The 15,660-nt window shown below is 42.4% G+C and carries 20 protein-coding genes and 2 other annotated features; all 20 genes read left to right on the top strand.

Annotation, left to right across the window (positions count from 1 at the left end):
• The first annotated feature begins 74 nt into the window (after positions 1–74).
• The 20 genes from radA to MKY10_RS00675 all read left to right on the top strand — a co-directional run bounded on the left by radA (position 75) and on the right by MKY10_RS00675 (position 15,652).
• On the top strand, positions 75–1,451 hold the full coding sequence (radA, locus tag MKY10_RS00580; RefSeq protein ID WP_015252992.1) for a DNA repair protein RadA: 1,377 nt from the start codon (positions 75–77) through the stop codon (positions 1,449–1,451).
• A 3-nt stretch (positions 1,452–1,454) separates the two neighbouring features.
• On the top strand, positions 1,455–2,537 hold the full coding sequence (gene disA, locus MKY10_RS00585; protein ID WP_003225736.1) for a DNA integrity scanning diadenylate cyclase DisA: 1,083 nt from the start codon (positions 1,455–1,457) through the stop codon (positions 2,535–2,537).
• A 115-nt stretch (positions 2,538–2,652) separates the two neighbouring features.
• A complete protein-coding gene (locus MKY10_RS00590) occupies positions 2,653–3,753 on the top strand; it encodes a PIN/TRAM domain-containing protein (RefSeq protein ID WP_003235014.1) in 1,101 nt (366 codons plus the stop codon).
• Positions 3,754–3,767: 14 nt separating this feature from the next.
• On the top strand, positions 3,768–4,466 hold the full coding sequence (gene ispD / locus MKY10_RS00595; RefSeq protein WP_015252991.1) for a 2-C-methyl-D-erythritol 4-phosphate cytidylyltransferase: 699 nt from the start codon (positions 3,768–3,770) through the stop codon (positions 4,464–4,466).
• A complete protein-coding gene (gene ispF / locus MKY10_RS00600) occupies positions 4,459–4,935 on the top strand; it encodes a 2-C-methyl-D-erythritol 2,4-cyclodiphosphate synthase (RefSeq protein WP_003225745.1) in 477 nt (158 codons plus the stop codon). The genes ispD and ispF overlap by 8 nt, the downstream gene beginning before the upstream one ends.
• 90 nt (positions 4,936–5,025) lie before the next feature.
• Positions 5,026–6,477 carry a glutamate--tRNA ligase gene (gene gltX / locus MKY10_RS00605; RefSeq protein WP_004399675.1) on the top strand — a complete coding sequence of 484 codons (1,452 nt, stop codon included), beginning with the start codon at positions 5,026–5,028 and terminating at the stop codon, positions 6,475–6,477.
• Between the two features lie 2 nt (positions 6,478–6,479).
• Positions 6,480–6,710: a binding site (T-box leader), on the top strand.
• Between the two features lie 68 nt (positions 6,711–6,778).
• A complete protein-coding gene (gene cysE / locus MKY10_RS00610) occupies positions 6,779–7,432 on the top strand; it encodes a serine O-acetyltransferase (RefSeq protein WP_003225749.1) in 654 nt (217 codons plus the stop codon).
• Complete coding sequence (gene cysS, locus MKY10_RS00615) at positions 7,429–8,829, top strand: cysteine--tRNA ligase (protein WP_014478619.1); 1,401 nt, start codon at positions 7,429–7,431, stop codon at positions 8,827–8,829. The genes cysE and cysS overlap by 4 nt, the downstream gene beginning before the upstream one ends.
• A gap of 3 nt (positions 8,830–8,832) precedes the next feature.
• Positions 8,833–9,264, top strand: coding sequence for a mini-ribonuclease 3 (locus MKY10_RS00620; RefSeq protein ID WP_004399685.1), 432 nt, complete (start codon positions 8,833–8,835; stop codon positions 9,262–9,264).
• A complete protein-coding gene (gene rlmB, locus MKY10_RS00625; RefSeq protein WP_014478620.1) occupies positions 9,248–9,997 on the top strand; it encodes a 23S rRNA (guanosine(2251)-2'-O)-methyltransferase RlmB in 750 nt (249 codons plus the stop codon). The genes MKY10_RS00620 and rlmB overlap by 17 nt, the downstream gene beginning before the upstream one ends.
• 6 nt (positions 9,998–10,003) lie before the next feature.
• Entirely contained in the window at positions 10,004–10,516 is a 513-nt protein-coding gene (rae1, locus tag MKY10_RS00630; RefSeq protein ID WP_003235032.1) for a ribosome-dependent mRNA decay endonuclease Rae1/YacP, read from the top strand.
• Between the two features lie 62 nt (positions 10,517–10,578).
• The gene (sigH, locus tag MKY10_RS00635; protein ID WP_003225758.1) at positions 10,579–11,235 is read left to right on the top strand and encodes an RNA polymerase sporulation sigma factor SigH; all 657 of its coding nucleotides are present in this window, start codon (positions 10,579–10,581) and stop codon (positions 11,233–11,235) included.
• Between the two features lie 92 nt (positions 11,236–11,327).
• Positions 11,328–11,477 (top strand): 50S ribosomal protein L33, encoded by a 150-nt coding sequence (gene rpmG, locus MKY10_RS00640; protein WP_003156421.1) that lies wholly within the window; start codon positions 11,328–11,330, stop codon positions 11,475–11,477.
• Between the two features lie 33 nt (positions 11,478–11,510).
• On the top strand, positions 11,511–11,690 hold the full coding sequence (gene secE, locus MKY10_RS00645) for a preprotein translocase subunit SecE (RefSeq protein ID WP_004399676.1): 180 nt from the start codon (positions 11,511–11,513) through the stop codon (positions 11,688–11,690).
• A 178-nt stretch (positions 11,691–11,868) separates the two neighbouring features.
• Positions 11,869–12,402, top strand: coding sequence for a transcription termination/antitermination protein NusG (nusG, locus tag MKY10_RS00650; RefSeq protein WP_003225764.1), 534 nt, complete (start codon positions 11,869–11,871; stop codon positions 12,400–12,402).
• A gap of 167 nt (positions 12,403–12,569) precedes the next feature.
• The gene (gene rplK, locus MKY10_RS00655) at positions 12,570–12,995 is read left to right on the top strand and encodes a 50S ribosomal protein L11 (RefSeq protein ID WP_003156430.1); all 426 of its coding nucleotides are present in this window, start codon (positions 12,570–12,572) and stop codon (positions 12,993–12,995) included.
• 94 nt (positions 12,996–13,089) lie between these two features.
• Entirely contained in the window at positions 13,090–13,788 is a 699-nt protein-coding gene (gene rplA, locus MKY10_RS00660) for a 50S ribosomal protein L1 (RefSeq protein ID WP_003235040.1), read from the top strand.
• A 45-nt stretch (positions 13,789–13,833) separates the two neighbouring features.
• Positions 13,834–13,974: a sequence feature (ribosomal protein L10 leader region), on the top strand.
• Between the two features lie 65 nt (positions 13,975–14,039).
• A complete protein-coding gene (rplJ, locus tag MKY10_RS00665; RefSeq protein ID WP_003235042.1) occupies positions 14,040–14,540 on the top strand; it encodes a 50S ribosomal protein L10 in 501 nt (166 codons plus the stop codon).
• Positions 14,541–14,585: 45 nt separating this feature from the next.
• Entirely contained in the window at positions 14,586–14,957 is a 372-nt protein-coding gene (rplL, locus tag MKY10_RS00670) for a 50S ribosomal protein L7/L12 (RefSeq protein ID WP_003156436.1), read from the top strand.
• 89 nt (positions 14,958–15,046) lie between these two features.
• Complete coding sequence (locus MKY10_RS00675) at positions 15,047–15,652, top strand: class I SAM-dependent methyltransferase (protein ID WP_015252989.1); 606 nt, start codon at positions 15,047–15,049, stop codon at positions 15,650–15,652.
• The last annotated feature ends 8 nt before the right edge of the window (positions 15,653–15,660 follow it).

The following is a 15,660-nucleotide window of genomic DNA, read 5'->3' on the forward strand; positions in this document are numbered from 1 at the left end:
AGGCATACAGCATGTAAGTGTATGCCTCACTTTCATATCAAGAAATAGAACAAGGGAGAGGTCTTACACTATATATGGCTAAAACAAAATCGAAATTCATCTGCCAATCCTGCGGCTACGAGTCTCCAAAATGGATGGGGAAATGTCCGGGCTGCGGTGCTTGGAATACAATGGTGGAAGAAATGATTAAAAAAGCACCGGCCAATCGGAGAGCGGCTTTTTCTCATTCTGTTCAAACTGTACAGAAACCTTCACCTATTACATCAATCGAAACATCAGAAGAACCCCGCGTCAAAACCCAGCTTGGCGAGTTTAACAGAGTACTCGGCGGAGGTGTCGTTAAAGGCTCCCTCGTTTTAATTGGCGGTGATCCTGGTATCGGAAAGTCAACGCTATTACTGCAGGTTTCCGCTCAATTATCAGGCTCATCAAACAGTGTCCTGTATATTTCGGGAGAAGAATCTGTAAAGCAAACGAAGCTGCGAGCAGACCGTCTCGGCATTAATAATCCGTCACTGCATGTTTTATCTGAAACCGATATGGAGTATATTTCGTCTGCTATACAAGAGATGAATCCAGCGTTTGTCGTTGTTGACTCTATTCAAACGGTTTACCAAAGCGATATTACATCGGCTCCAGGCAGTGTGTCACAGGTCAGAGAATGTACCGCTGAGCTGATGAAAATTGCAAAAACAAAAGGTATTCCGATTTTTATCGTAGGGCACGTAACGAAAGAAGGGTCTATTGCAGGTCCAAGACTGTTGGAGCATATGGTTGACACTGTTTTATATTTTGAAGGAGAACGCCACCATACTTTCCGTATTTTGCGGGCTGTAAAAAACCGTTTCGGATCTACAAACGAAATGGGCATTTTCGAAATGCGGGAAGAGGGGCTCACTGAGGTTTTGAATCCTTCGGAAATTTTCTTAGAAGAACGCTCTGCTGGTTCCGCAGGCTCGAGTATCACTGCCTCTATGGAGGGCACTAGACCGATTCTCGTTGAAATTCAGGCGCTCATCTCGCCAACAAGCTTTGGCAACCCAAGGCGTATGGCAACGGGAATAGACCATAACAGGGTTTCTCTGTTAATGGCTGTGTTAGAAAAAAGAGTTGGACTGCTGCTGCAAAATCAGGATGCTTATTTGAAAGTGGCTGGCGGCGTTAAGCTTGATGAACCGGCAATTGATCTTGCCATTGCGATTAGTATCGCATCAAGCTTTAGAGACACACCTCCAAATCCTGCAGATTGTTTTATTGGAGAAGTGGGATTAACCGGAGAAGTCCGGCGGGTTTCAAGAATTGAACAGCGTGTGAAAGAAGCGGCAAAGCTTGGTTTTAAACGCATGATCATACCCGCGGCAAATCTGGATGGATGGACAAAACCAAAAGGGATTGAGGTTATCGGAGTAGCAAATGTTGCAGAAGCGCTTCGTACTTCATTAGGAGGATAATAGATGGAAAAAGAGAAAAAAGGGGCGAAACACGAGTTAGACCTGTCATCTATATTGCAGTTTGTTGCTCCGGGTACACCGCTCAGAGCGGGGATGGAAAACGTCTTGAGAGCAAATACAGGCGGTCTGATTGTTGTTGGATATAATGATAAAGTAAAAGAAGTGGTGGACGGCGGCTTTCACATAAACACGGCTTTTTCTCCGGCGCATTTATATGAGTTGGCTAAAATGGATGGAGCGATCATTTTAAGTGATTCGGGTCAAAAGATCCTCTACGCGAATACTCAGCTGATGCCGGATGCCACAATTTCTTCATCAGAAACAGGAATGCGGCACAGAACTGCCGAAAGAGTAGCTAAGCAAACTGGCTGTCTTGTAATCGCCATTTCTGAAAGAAGAAATGTCATAACGTTATATCAGGAAAACATGAAGTATACACTAAAAGACATAGGATTTATTTTAACCAAGGCGAACCAAGCCATTCAAACACTTGAAAAATATAAGACAATCCTCGATAAAACGATTAATGCACTGAACGCGTTAGAGTTTGAGGAACTTGTTACCTTCAGTGATGTCTTGTCTGTCATGCATCGTTATGAAATGGTACTGAGAATCAAAAACGAAATTAATATGTATATCAAAGAGCTGGGGACAGAAGGGCATCTGATCAAACTGCAAGTCATTGAATTGATTACGGATATGGAAGAAGAGGCCGCTTTATTTATTAAGGACTATGTAAAAGAAAAGATTAAAGATCCGTTTGTTCTCTTGAAGGAGCTGCAGGATATGTCCAGTTATGATCTGCTGGATGATTCCATTGTGTATAAGCTTCTCGGTTACCCTGCTTCTACTAATCTTGATGATTATGTATTGCCGAGAGGATACAGGCTGTTAAATAAGATACCGCGTCTTCCGATGCCGATTGTTGAAAATGTTGTAGAAGCATTTGGAGTCCTGCCAAGGATTATTGAGGCGAGTGCAGAAGAATTAGATGAAGTAGAGGGAATCGGTGAAGTACGAGCCCAAAAAATCAAAAAAGGATTAAAACGCCTGCAAGAGAAGCATTATTTAGACAGACAACTGTGATTTCGGTTAAAACCTTATGAATACGGGTATATTAATGTTGGTTTTTGTTTATTCTGATATTCGTAGGATGCATAAGACTTTGTGAAATTAAAATGTTAAAAAAGGAGGTGGGGGTATGTTAAAACGAATAGTTCAGGCGTTCTTCATTATTTTTGGCGGCGTTGTTGGTATATTTTTGATACCTGAATTGTTTGTACTGTTAAATATACAGGACATACCTTTAATAACAAACGCATATACGTCTGCGGCAATAGGAGCAATTATCTTTTTTCTCATCAGTATATGGGGTACAGAATACGTTGTGAACTGGGTGAAGTGGATAGAGGATTCATTGTTAAAAGCGCCGGTTCCAGATTTGTTATTTGGAAGTCTTGGCTTAGTTTTTGGACTTATAATTGCTTATCTTATCGTAAATGTTATTCCTTTAGACAATATACCTTACCGCATATTCAGCACAATAATTCCTGTATTTTTGGCTTTCTTCCTCGGTTATCTCGGCTTCCAGGTGGGCTTTAAGAAAAAGGATGAATTGATCAGCCTGTTTTCCATTTCCGCCAGAATGCAAAAGAAAAAAGGAACAGCTGATGAAGAACATGAGGTTCAAGACAAGAAGCTGAAAATTTTGGACACTAGTGTTATTATTGATGGGAGAATAGCAGATATTTGTCAGACTGGTTTTTTAGAGGGAGTTATCGTGATTCCGCAGTTTGTCCTTGAGGAATTGCAGCATATTGCAGACTCTTCAGATGTTTTAAAACGAAACAGAGGACGCCGCGGTCTTGATATCCTGAACCGCATTCAGAAAGAATTAGACATTGAAGTTGAAATTTACGAAGGCGACTTTGAAGATATTCAGGAGGTTGACAGCAAGCTCGTCAAACTTGCTAAGCTGACATCCGGGGTCGTTGTGACGAATGATTTTAATTTAAATAAAGTGTGCGAGCTTCAGAAGGTAGCAGTATTAAACATTAATGACCTTGCCAATGCGGTTAAGCCTGTTGTGCTTCCTGGCGAGGAAATGAATGTTCAGGTCATTAAGGACGGGAAAGAGCATAATCAGGGAGTTGCCTACTTGGATGACGGTACGATGATTGTCGTTGAAGAAGGACGGAATTATATCGGCAAGCATATTGATGTACTCGTCACAAGTGTGCTGCAGACAGCAGCGGGACGAATGATTTTTGCGAAGCCTAAGCTGTTGGAGAAGGCGCTGTAAAGGGAGAAGAAACAATGAGTTATGATGTGGTGATTCCTGCAGCCGGACAGGGAAAGCGGATGAAGGCAGGGAGAAATAAACTGTTCATTGAGCTGAAGGGAGACCCGGTGATCATACACACGTTAAGAGTGTTTGACAGCCACCGGCAGTGCGATAAAATCATTTTGGTGATTAACGAGCAGGAGCGGGAGCACTTTCAGCAATTGCTGTCCGATTACCCGTTTCAAACTTCAATTGAGCTTGTTGCAGGCGGAGAAGAGCGGCAGCACAGTGTGTATAAGGGGCTGAAAGCCGTAAAGCAGGAAAAGATTGTCCTTGTACATGACGGTGCCCGCCCATTTATAAAACATGAACAAATTGACGAACTGATCGCAGAGGCGGAACAGACAGGAGCGGCCATCCTTGCTGTTCCGGTAAAAGATACGATTAAACGCGTTCAAGATTTACAAGTCAGTGAGACGATTGAACGTTCAAGCTTGTGGGCTGTCCAAACGCCACAAGCTTTTCGTCTTTCTTTATTGATGAAGGCTCACGCTGAGGCCGAGCGCAAGGGATTTTTAGGGACGGATGACGCCAGTCTCGTTGAACAGATGGAAGGCGGTTCGGTCCGTGTTGTAGAAGGCAGCTATACAAATATTAAGCTGACGACGCCAGACGATTTGACGTCAGCTGAAGCTATCATGGAATCAGAAAGTGGGAATAAACATGTTTAGAATTGGACAAGGATTTGATGTGCATCAATTAGTTGAGGGCCGTCCTCTCATTATTGGCGGAATTGAAATCCCGTACGAAAAAGGGCTGCTTGGCCACTCTGATGCAGACGTTTTGCTGCATACCGTCGCTGACGCCTGCCTGGGAGCTGTGGGTGAAGGAGACATCGGCAAGCATTTTCCTGACACAGATCCCGAGTTCAAGGACGCAGATTCTTTCAAATTACTTCAGCATGTCTGGGGAATCGTGAAACAGAAGGGGTATGTCCTTGGGAACATTGATTGCACCATCATAGCGCAAAAGCCGAAGATGCTGCCGTACATAGAAGATATGAGAAAAAGAATTGCTGAAGGCCTTGAGGCAGATGTTTCTCAAGTAAATGTAAAAGCAACAACGACAGAAAAGCTTGGATTTACAGGCCGGGCGGAAGGAATAGCGGCTCAGGCGACAGTGCTGATACAAAAAGGCTAACTTGTTTTGATGCCGGGTCTATTTGGTGGTAGAATAGATTCATACATTTTTGCCTGAGGCCATACATGACATGAAAGGAAGTATTTGAAAATGGGAAACGAAGTACGCGTCCGTTATGCACCGAGTCCAACCGGACATTTGCATATTGGAAATGCCAGAACGGCGCTTTTTAATTATTTATTTGCCCGCAATCAAGGCGGTAAGTTTATCATTCGAGTTGAGGATACAGATAAAAAGCGCAATATTGAGGGCGGAGAACAAAGCCAGCTGAATTATCTGAAGTGGCTAGGTATTGACTGGGATGAGAGTGTGGATGTCGGAGGAGAGTACGGTCCATACCGTCAGTCAGAGCGTAACGATATCTATAAAGTGTACTATGAAGAGCTTCTTGAAAAAGGGCTTGCTTATAAATGTTACTGTACGGAAGAAGAGCTTGAAAAAGAGCGTGAAGAACAGATTGCCCGCGGAGAAATGCCTCGTTATTCCGGAAAACACAGAGACCTGACTCAGGAAGAACAGGAGAAATTTATCGCCGAAGGCAGAAAACCAAGTATTCGTTTCCGTGTGCCGGAAGGAAAAGTCATCGCCTTCAACGACATCGTAAAAGGCGAAATTTCTTTTGAATCAGATGGCATCGGCGACTTCGTTATTGTGAAAAAGGACGGAACGCCTACTTATAACTTCGCGGTAGCTATTGATGACTACTTAATGAAAATGACACACGTGCTGCGCGGTGAGGATCATATTTCTAACACACCGAAACAGATTATGATCTATCAAGCATTCGGGTGGGATATTCCTCAGTTCGGACACATGACGCTGATTGTAAACGAAAGCCGTAAAAAGCTCAGCAAACGTGATGAATCCATTATTCAATTCATCGAGCAGTACAAAGAGCTTGGCTACCTGCCAGAAGCGCTGTTCAACTTTATCGGACTGCTAGGCTGGTCACCGGTTGGAGAAGAAGAGCTTTTCACAAAAGAGCAGTTTATTGAAATTTTTGATGTAAATCGTTTATCTAAATCACCAGCTTTGTTTGATATGCATAAGCTAAAATGGGTTAACAACCAATATGTGAAGAAGCTGGATCTTGATCAGGTTGTTGAACTGACGCTTCCGCATTTGCAAAAAGCGGGCAAAGTTGGCACTGAGCTTTCTGCTGAAGAACAAGAGTGGGTTCGTAAACTGATTTCCCTGTATCATGAGCAATTAAGCTACGGTGCGGAAATTGTTGAGCTGACTGATTTGTTCTTTACGGATGAGATCGAGTATAATCAAGAAGCGAAAGCTGTTCTGGAAGAAGAACAGGTTCCTGAAGTGCTCAGCACATTCGCAGCGAAGCTTGAAGAGCTTGAGGAGTTCACTCCGGATAATATCAAAGCATCAATCAAAGCAGTGCAGAAAGAAACTGGCCATAAAGGGAAAAAACTGTTTATGCCGATTCGTGTTGCTGTAACAGGGCAAACTCACGGTCCGGAACTGCCGCAATCAATTGAATTGATCGGTAAAGAGACTGCAATTCAGCGTTTAAAGAATATCTAAATAAATGATTGTTGACAGGGAAGAGTATAAAGCTTTAGGCCATTACAGAAAGGATCTTCATTGGCTGAGAGAGATCCATGAGCCGGGTTTTAGAAGTGCGCCCTTAAGACCTTTGAAGAACGTTTTTTGAAACCAGTATTCAAAGGCGGCCGCCGCCGTTACAGGCTGAAGTTGGGAGAGCAGAAGTCTGCTTTTCAAACAGAGTGGAACCGCGCGGTTAAAGCGTCTCTGTCATGTTTACATGCAGAGACGCTTTTTTTATTGGGTAGAGGAAATCAGATAGAGAAACGGGGGGAAGCATGTGTTTTTTAGAATGCTCAAAGAAGACATTGATACTGTGTTCGATCAAGATCCCGCAGCAAGAAGCTATTTTGAAGTGATTTTAACTTATTCCGGTTTACATGCTATATGGGCGCATCGGATTGCACATGCTTTATATAAACGAAAATTTTATTTCCTTGCACGCCTTATATCTCAAGTAAGCCGATTTTTTACCGGGATAGAAATCCACCCCGGCGCTACAATCGGGAGAAGATTTTTCATAGACCACGGCATGGGGGTTGTCATTGGGGAGACATGTGAAATCGGCAATAACGTAACCGTTTTTCAGGGGGTTACCCTCGGGGGAACGGGAAAAGAAAAGGGAAAAAGGCACCCAACGATTAAAGATGACGCATTGATAGCCACAGGTGCTAAAGTGCTCGGTTCTATTACGGTCGGTGAAGGCTCAAAGATTGGCGCTGGTTCAGTAGTGCTGCATGATGTTCCTGATTTTTCAACAGTTGTCGGTATCCCTGGACGGGTCGTTGTACAAAATGGCAAGAAAGTAAGACGCGATTTAAACCATCAGGATTTGCCCGATCCAGTTGCTGACCGCTTTAAGTCTTTGGAACAGCAGATTTTAGAGCTGAAGGCAGAACTTGAAGACAGAAAAGAAAGGATCAATCAAAAATGACAATCACACTTTATAATACATTGACTAGACAGAAGGAAACATTCGTTCCTCTTGAAGAGGGAAAAGTGAAAATGTATGTATGCGGACCCACGGTTTACAATTACATTCATATCGGGAACGCGCGTCCGGCAATCGTTTACGATACGGTTCGAAACTATTTAGAGTATAAAGGCTATGATGTGCAGTATGTCTCTAACTTCACAGACGTAGACGATAAATTAATTAAAGCGGCAAATGAACTCGGTGAGGATGTACCCACCATTTCAGAGCGTTTTATTAAAGCATACTTTGAAGACGTAGGTGCGCTCGGCTGCCGAAAAGCCGACCTTCATCCGCGAGTAATGGAGAACATGGATGCCATTATCGAATTCGTAGATCAGCTCGTGAAAAAGGGCTACGCATATGAATCAGAAGGTGACGTATATTTCAAAACCAGAGCGTTTGAAGGGTACGGAAAGCTTTCTCAGCAATCAATCGATGAACTTAGATCAGGTGCACGCATCCGAGTCGGCGAGAAAAAAGAAGATGCTCTTGATTTCGCACTGTGGAAAGCGGCAAAAGAAGGAGAAATCTCTTGGGATAGCCCTTGGGGGAAAGGACGTCCGGGCTGGCACATTGAATGCTCAGCAATGGTGAAAAAGTATCTCGGTGACCAGATTGATATCCATGCGGGCGGACAGGATTTAACATTCCCTCACCATGAAAACGAAATTGCGCAATCTGAGGCGCTAACAGGCAAAACGTTTGCGAAGTATTGGCTTCATAATGGTTATATCAATATTGATAATGAAAAAATGTCAAAATCACTAGGCAACTTTGTGCTTGTGCATGACATCATTAAACAGCATGATCCGCAGCTTTTGAGATTCTTTATGCTATCTGTTCATTATCGCCATCCGATTAACTATTCAGAAGAGCTTCTGGAGAATACGAAAAGCGCGTTCAACCGTTTAAAAACAGCGTACAGCAATCTTCAGCACCGTCTGAACAGCAGTACGAATTTAACCGAAGATGACGATCAATGGCTTGAAAAAGTTGAAGAACACCGCAAAGCATTCGAAGAAGCGATGGACGATGATTTTAATACGGCGAATGCCATTTCAGTCTTGTTTGACTTAGCGAAACACGCCAATTATTATCTTCAGAAAGATCATACGGCTGATCATGTGATTACGGCGTTTATTGAGATGTTTGACCGCATTGTTTCTGTCCTCGGTTTTTCGTTGGGTGAGCAGGAACTTCTCGATCAAGAGATTGAAGACTTAATCGAAAAGCGAAATGAAGCGCGCCGGAATCGCGATTTTGCATTGTCAGACCAGATCCGCGACCAGCTGAAAAGCATGAATATCATTCTTGAAGATACGGCTCAAGGCACTCGCTGGAAACGGGGAGAATAACAGATGCTTGAATTTGATACGATAAAAGATTCTAAGCAGCTTAACGGTCTTGCGCTTGCTTATATAGGTGATGCCATTTTTGAAGTGTATGTCAGGCATCACCTGCTTAAGCAGGGCTTTACCAAACCAAATGATCTTCATAAGAAATCAAGCCGGATTGTTTCAGCAAAGTCACAGGCTGAGATCCTATTTTTTCTGCAGAATCAATCATTTTTTACGGAAGAAGAGGAAGCGGTGCTGAAAAGAGGCAGAAATGCCAAGTCAGGGACAACACCTAAAAATACAGATGTTCAGACGTACCGCTACAGTACAGCATTTGAAGCGCTTCTGGGCTACCTTTTTCTAGAGAAAAAAGAGGAACGACTTAGTCAGCTCGTAGCCGAAGCTATACAATTCGGGACGTCAGGGAGGAAAACAAATGAGTCAGCAACATGATTACGTCATAGGGAAAAATGCAGTGATCGAGACGTTAAAATCTGATCGGAAGCTGTATAAGCTGTGGATGGCGGAAAACACCGTAAAGGGACAAGCACAGCAAGTGATTGAGCTTGCCAAAAAGCAGGGAATCACGATTCAATACGTCCCGAGAAAAAAACTCGATCAAATGGTGACAGGACAGCATCAGGGCGTAGTGGCACAGGTTGCAGCGTATGAATATGCAGAACTGGACGATTTATATAAAGCAGCCGAAGAAAAAAATGAACAGCCTTTCTTCCTCATTCTGGACGAGCTTGAAGACCCTCATAATCTTGGTTCCATTATGAGGACAGCAGATGCGGTCGGCGCTCATGGCATCGTCATTCCAAAACGGAGAGCTGTCGGGCTGACAACAACAGTGGCAAAAGCTTCAACAGGAGCAATTGAGCACATTCCTGTAGCAAGAGTCACCAATTTGGCACGGACGTTAGAAGAGATGAAAGAGCGGGGAATCTGGGTTGTCGGAACGGATGCGTCAGCGCGTGAGGATTACCGTAATATGGACGGCAATATGCCTTTGGCTCTAGTCATCGGAAGTGAAGGAAAAGGGATGGGCCGCCTTGTGAAGGAAAAGTGCGATTTTCTCATTAAACTCCCGATGGCCGGAAAGGTAACTTCACTAAATGCATCTGTCGCGGCTGGTCTTTTGATGTATGAAGTCTACCGGAAACGAAACCCTGTGGGAGAATAAAGACCCATGGATATCCTGTTAGTAGACGGGTACAACATGATTGGAGCCTGGCCGCAGCTGAAGGATTTAAAAGCGAACAGTTTTGAAGAGGCGAGAGACGTACTGATTCAGAAAATGGCGGAATATCAATCGTATACAGGAAACAGGGTTATTGTTGTTTTTGACGCGCATCTCGTAAAAGGGCTTGAGAAAAAACAGACCAACCATAGAGTTGAAGTAATTTTTACAAAAGAAAATGAGACGGCTGATGAGCGGATAGAAAAGCTCGCTCAGGCTTTGAATAATATTGCGACTCAAATTCACGTTGCGACCTCTGACTATACTGAGCAGTGGGCGATTTTCGGACAGGGGGCATTGCGGAAATCGGCCCGGGAGCTTTTGAGAGAGGTAGAAACGATTGAAAGGCGAATAGAGAGACGGGTAAGAAAAATCACTTCCGAAAAGCCGGCGGGTAAAATTGCTTTATCGGAAGAGGTTTTGAAAACGTTTGAAAAGTGGAGGCGGGGAGACTTAGATTAAGTTGACGCTTTTTTGCCCAATACTGTATAATATTTCTATCTACGTGCGCCGGGGGGATCGGAGTGAATCTACAGAACAACAAGGGAAAATTCAACAAAGAGCAGTTTTGCCAGTTGGAGGACGAGCAGGTCATTGAAAAGGTTCATGTTGGGGACAGTGATGCGTTAGATTACTTGATTACGAAGTACCGAAACTTTGTTCGGGCAAAAGCAAGATCCTATTTCTTAATAGGGGCGGACAGAGAGGATATTGTTCAGGAAGGCATGATAGGCCTCTATAAGTCTATTCGTGACTTCAAAGAGGACAAGCTTACCTCATTCAAAGCTTTCGCAGAATTATGTATTACCCGCCAAATTATTACCGCAATAAAGACAGCTACTCGCCAGAAACACATTCCTTTGAATTCCTACGTCTCATTAGATAAACCGATTTTTGATGAAGAATCAGACCGAACGCTGCTGGATGTCATTTCAGGAGCGAAAACCTTAAATCCTGAGGAAATGATCATTAATCAGGAAGAATTTGATGATATTGAAATGAAAATGGGAGAACTATTAAGTGATTTAGAGAGAAAAGTACTCGTCTTATATCTCGACGGGAGAAGTTACCAAGAGATTTCTGATGAACTGAACCGACATGTGAAATCGATCGACAATGCCCTTCAGCGTGTGAAACGCAAGCTGGAGAAGTACTTGGAAATTCGCGAAATCAGTTTGTAATAGGAATTTATGCTATATTGACAGTATTTTTCTGACTATGATATGTTACTAAAGATAAGAACTAATGTCTATTTAGAAAAAGGTGTAATGACATGAGAAAAAAGATTACGTTAGCATGCAAGACATGCGGAAACCGTAATTATACGACAATGAAGAGCTCTGCATCAGCGGCTGAGCGATTAGAAGTAAAGAAATACTGCAGTACTTGCAATTCACATACAGCTCATCTTGAAACAAAATAGTTTTTGCGCTTTTAAATTGTGGAGGTCTTTTACATGCGTATTATGAAATTCTTTAAAGATGTTGGGAAAGAAATGAAAAAGGTAAGCTGGCCTAAAGGAAAAGAGTTAACGCGTTATACCATTACGGTAATTTCAACAGTTATCTTTTTTGTTATCTTTTTTGCCCTCCTTGACACAGGAATTTCTCAATTAATTCGTTTAATAGTTGAATAATGATCAGCAATACGTGCTATAATAGATCATAATATTACTTGCCAAAACCCGTTCAGCGGGTTTTTTATTGTGGCTTAAAATGATAGTTATCATAGGCTTGCCGCCTATTTTTTGAAGCGTTATGGTAATTCACTAAAACCAAATGCGGGGAGGGAAGGACTGGACAGTCCTGAATAGAATGGAAAAGAATTGGTATGTTGTTCACACGTACTCTGGTTATGAGAATAAAGTAAAAGCCAACTTGGAAAAACGTGTTGAATCAATGGGGATGCAGGATAAAATTTTCCGTGTAGTCGTACCCGAAGAAGAAGAAACAGATATCAAAAACGGCAAGAAAAAAGTCGTGAAAAAGAAAGTGTTCCCTGGTTATGTGCTTGTTGAAATTGTAATGACAGACGACTCTTGGTATGTTGTCCGAAACACGCCGGGCGTTACTGGATTCGTAGGATCTGCCGGGTCAGGTTCAAAACCGACGCCGCTTCTTCCGGGCGAAGCAGAAACCATTCTGAAGAGAATGGGCATGGATGAACGAAAAACTGATATTGACTTTGAACTGAAAGAGACAGTGAAAGTAATAGACGGACCTTTTGCTAACTTTACAGGATCAATTGAAGAGATTGATTATGATAAAAGCAAGGTCAAAGTTTTCGTTAATATGTTTGGCCGTGAAACGCCGGTTGAGCTGGAATTTACCCAAATCGATAAATTGTAATGTGAAAAAACTTGAAATTGCTATATATAAATGATAATATAGCAAAGGTACGTCTTGGACTTATCCAAGGCAACTAGCATGATATTTCGTCATTCATATAAAGAATGAAACCTTGAGTGGGAGGGTTTACCCTATTACCACATCACGGACTTAAGGAGGTGTGTCTCGTGGCTAAAAAAGTAGTTAAAGTTGTAAAATTGCAAATTCCTGCTGGAAAAGCTAACCCAGCACCACCAGTTGGACCTGCACTTGGTCAAGCCGGTGTTAACATCATGGGATTCTGTAAGGAGTTTAACGCTCGTACAGCTGACCAAGCTGGTTTAATCATTCCTGTTGAAATTTCGGTTTACGAAGACCGTTCATTTACATTTATTACAAAAACTCCACCTGCTGCAGTATTGCTTAAAAAAGCAGCTGGAATTGAGTCTGGTTCTGGTGAACCAAACCGTAATAAAGTGGCAACCGTTAAGCGCGATAAAGTACGCGAAATCGCTGAAACGAAAATGCCTGACTTAAACGCAGCAGACGTTGAAGCGGCAATGCGCATGGTTGAAGGTACTGCCCGCAGTATGGGTATTGTAATCGAGGATTAATTTGTTTCTTGTCGGGTTGCGAGTTTTAACAAGTTCGCAACCCTTATTCGTGGGAGGTTATTCCGCTATAACCACATAAGGAGGAAATTTTAAAATGGCTAAAAAAGGTAAAAAGTACGTTGAAGCTGCTAAGCTTGTAGACCGTTCTAAAGCTTACGACGTCTCTGAAGCAGTAGCTCTCGTTAAAAAAACAAACACAGCTAAATTCGACGCTACAGTTGAAGTGGCTTTTCGTTTAGGGGTTGACCCTCGTAAAAACGACCAGCAAATCCGTGGAGCAGTTGTGCTTCCAAACGGAACTGGTAAAACTCAGCGCGTTCTCGTTTTCGCAAAAGGCGAAAAAGCGAAAGAAGCTGAAGCTGCTGGTGCAGATTTCGTAGGCGATACTGACTACATCAACAAAATTCAACAAGGCTGGTTCGATTTCGACGTTATCGTAGCTACACCTGACATGATGGGTGAAGTTGGTAAAATCGGTCGTGTACTTGGACCAAAAGGTTTAATGCCAAACCCTAAAACTGGTACAGTTACTTTCGAAGTTGAAAAAGCGATCGGCGAAATCAAAGCTGGTAAAGTTGAATACCGCGTTGATAAAGCTGGAAACATTCATGTTCCTATCGGTAAAGTTTCTTTCGAGGATGAAAAACTTGTTGAGAACTTCACAACAATGTACGATACAATCCTTAAAGCTAAACCTGCTGCAGCTAAAGGCGTTTACGTGAAAAACGTTGCTGTAACTTCTACTATGGGACCTGGTGTCAAAGTAGACTCTTCAACTTTTAACGTAAAATAATATTGACATGACATCAACATTCTGATATTATTCAAAATGTTGTAAAATAGAATATCATTTATACCGTAGACAGTAGGGGCCTAACCGCTTAATTATCCTACCGAGGTGTATATTATCACAGCTATTACGTTACGTATGCTTGTATATACAGCCTCCATGTCTCATGGAGGCTTTTTATATGGAATCCGTCGTCTCAGTCGTGATCACCTAACGGTATAAGTGTTACACAAGAATCTACAGGAGGTGTAACCATGAGCAGCGCAATTGAAACAAAAAAAGTTGTTGTTGAAGAAATTGCTTCTAAACTGAAAGAAAGTAAATCAACGATCATCGTTGACTATCGCGGACTTAACGTTTCTGAAGTAACTGAACTTCGTAAACAGCTTCGCGAAGCTAACGTTGAGTTCAAAGTTTACAAAAATACGATGACTCGCCGTGCGGTTGAACAAGCTGAGCTTAATGGTTTGAATGATTTCTTAACTGGACCGAACGCGATCGCATTCAGCACTGAAGATGTTGTCGCTCCGGCTAAAGTTCTTAATGACTTCGCTAAAAATCACGAAGCTCTTGAAATCAAAGCTGGCGTTATCGAAGGTAAAGTTTCTACTGTTGAAGAAGTGAAAGCTCTTGCTGAACTTCCATCACGCGAAGGCTTGCTTTCTATGTTGCTTAGCGTACTTCAAGCTCCAGTTCGCAACCTTGCTCTTGCTGCAAAAGCTGTGGCAGAACAAAAGGAAGAACAAGGCGCTTAATCTAATCAGTTTTTCATAAATTAAAACAAAATGGAGGAATTACAAATGGCTTTAAATATCGAAGAAATCATTGCTTCCGTTAAAGAAGCAACTGTACTTGAATTGAACGACCTAGTAAAAGCAATCGAAGAAGAATTTGGCGTAACTGCTGCTGCTCCTGTAGCTGTAGCTGGCGGAGCTGCTGCTGGCGGAGCTGCTGAAGAGCAAAGCGAATTCGATCTTATCCTTGCTGGTGCAGGATCTCAAAAAATCAAAGTTATCAAAGTTGTACGTGAAATCACTGGTCTTGGCTTGAAAGAAGCTAAAGAACTTGTTGACAACACTCCAAAACCACTTAAAGAAGGTATTGCTAAAGAAGAAGCTGAAGAGCTTAAAGCTAAACTTGAAGAAGTTGGCGCTTCTGTAGAAGTTAAGTAATCTTCACTTACCTGTAGGGGAAGCTCGCTTTTATGAGGCGAGCTTTTTCTTTGCCATTCTTTAAGCCATGAAAAAAGGAGGTTCTAATAATGAGTGAGCACTATTATTCAGAAAAACCTTCAGTAAAAAGCAACAAGCAAACCTGGTCTTTTAGGCTTCGGAATAAAGATTTCACGTTTACCAGCGACAGCGGGGTTTTTTCTAAAAAAGAAGTTGATTTCGGCTCCCGCCTGCTGATTGATTCTTTTGAAGAGCCTGAGGTTGAGGGCGGCATTTTGGATGTAGGCTGCGGATACGGCCCGATTGGTTTATCGCTCGCCAGCGACTTTAAAGACCGGACTATCCACATGATTGACGTTAATGAGAGAGCCGTAGAACTATCAAATGAAAATGCGGAACATAACGGAATAACAAACGTTAAGATTTATCAAAGCGATTTGTTTTCAAACGTTGATTCTGCTCAAACATTTGCTTCTATTCTTACAAATCCCCCAATCCGAGCCGGAAAAAAAGTTGTCCATGCTATCTTTGAGAAAAGCGCTGAACACTTAAAAGCTTCAGGTGAATTGTGGATCGTCATACAGAAAAAGCAAGGCGCGCCTTCTGCCATTGAAAAGCTCGAGGAACTGTTCGATGAAGTTTCCGTCGTTCAAAAAAAGAAAGGCTATTATATCATAAAAGCAAAAAAAGTTTGACTCGGTAT

This window comes from Bacillus sp. FSL P4-0290, assembly GCF_037975435.1.
GTDB classification, from domain to species: domain Bacteria; phylum Bacillota; class Bacilli; order Bacillales; family Bacillaceae; genus Bacillus; species Bacillus subtilis.